Raw genomic sequence first — 835 nt, forward strand, 5'->3', positions numbered from 1 at the left:
AACGGTTAAGAGTTTTTGCGTCGCGAAGCCGACGCAAAAAGTCGAGTTGCGCTGAACCGCTTCGCGTTAGCCGGGGGAGCGTCGGTCTATGAGGATTCAATGGACAAGGGGCAACTCGGTGGGTTCACTATGGAGAAAAATGCTGTCGAATTCAAGTGTGAAATGCCCGGCTATGGCCATGGGAACGGGTCCGGGGAAGAGAAGAAATGGCGGAGGCGAGGCCTTGAATAGTGCGATTGCGGTTCTTTTCCCGATTTGGGACGCAGCTCCCCTGTCGTGGCAAAGCGCGTCGGTGGGAACTGAATCGAATGCGTCATGCCGGGCGGTTGTCATGGCGGTGCCCTTTCTTTTCGCGGGACTTTTCGGAGGAACCGAAGACGGCCGGTTTTGCAGGACGGGCACAACCTGGCTTCCTGCGGAGGGTGGGAGGTCGTTGGCTCCAGCACCGTCGGCACCCCCGGTTCGATCCGGCAGTCTGCCAGGAGTTGTTGAGCCTTCTGCAGCCGGCGGCGATTGGAGGGAGCGAGGAAGCCGTAGTAGCGCACCTTGTGGAATCCTCGGGGAAGCACATGCTGGAGAAATCTTCGGATGAATTCCTCGGCCGGAAGGCTCATCATCTTCCAGGCCTTTTCCCGGGAGTCCTTGTAGCGAAACCGGATCTGGCCACCTTCTATGGAGAGAATGCGACTGTTGGTGATGGCGACTCGGTGCACGTAGCGCGCGAGGTACTGGAGGACCCTCTCCGCTCCCTGCATCCCAGGTTTGCTGTAGACCACCCAGTCCTTTTCCCAAACCGAGCGCGGGAATTGCACTTGCGGTAAAGCCTGTCCGGCGA

1 protein-coding gene is annotated in these 835 nt (G+C 58.9%); it reads right to left on the reverse strand.

Annotated elements, in window-relative coordinates; genetic code table 11:
* Nucleotides 1–329 precede the first annotated feature (329 nt).
* On the reverse strand, nt 330–835 hold a 506-nt coding region (locus tag K1V27_RS22535; protein ID WP_258932534.1), incomplete at its 5' end, for an IS91 family transposase.

Origin of the sequence: Desulfoferrobacter suflitae, assembly GCF_022603395.1 — a bacterium.
GTDB lineage: Bacteria > Desulfobacterota > Syntrophobacteria > Syntrophobacterales > Syntrophobacteraceae > Desulfoferrobacter > Desulfoferrobacter suflitae.